This is a genomic window from Photorhabdus africana (assembly GCF_035181445.1).
In the GTDB taxonomy this organism is placed as follows: Bacteria; Pseudomonadota; Gammaproteobacteria; order Enterobacterales; family Enterobacteriaceae; genus Photorhabdus; species Photorhabdus laumondii.
In genome coordinates this window covers 1-267 of sequence record NZ_JAXBVE010000258.1, presented here as the reverse complement: position 1 = coordinate 267, position 267 = coordinate 1, and the positions used below count along the sequence as shown (strand labels likewise).

At 47.2% G+C, this 267-nt stretch carries 1 pseudogene; it reads right to left on the bottom strand.

Going from position 1 to position 267, the window contains the following annotated elements:
* Positions 1 to 267: pseudogene (locus tag SLS51_RS23670) on the bottom strand (VRR-NUC domain-containing protein); the annotation flags it as partial.

Here is a 267-nt window from a genome sequence, read left to right as displayed (position 1 = left end):
GGGGACATCCTGCTCTCCTCGGATAGCAAACACCACTTCTGCTTTATAAGGCCATAAAAAGTCATGTTTAAGTTCTTCAACCTTAATCAACCCACTCATAATGACTTGATTGAGAAAGCGAATAGCGCCCAGTTTGGTGATAATCATTGCCGGCAAACGCAGAGCGTATTCGGCTTTTCTCGCCAGATAACAGGGATCTTCATCGGCGGGAAAGACCCCTATTTCCATCGTACAGGTGATTGATGTGACAGCCGGGCACATCTTGCC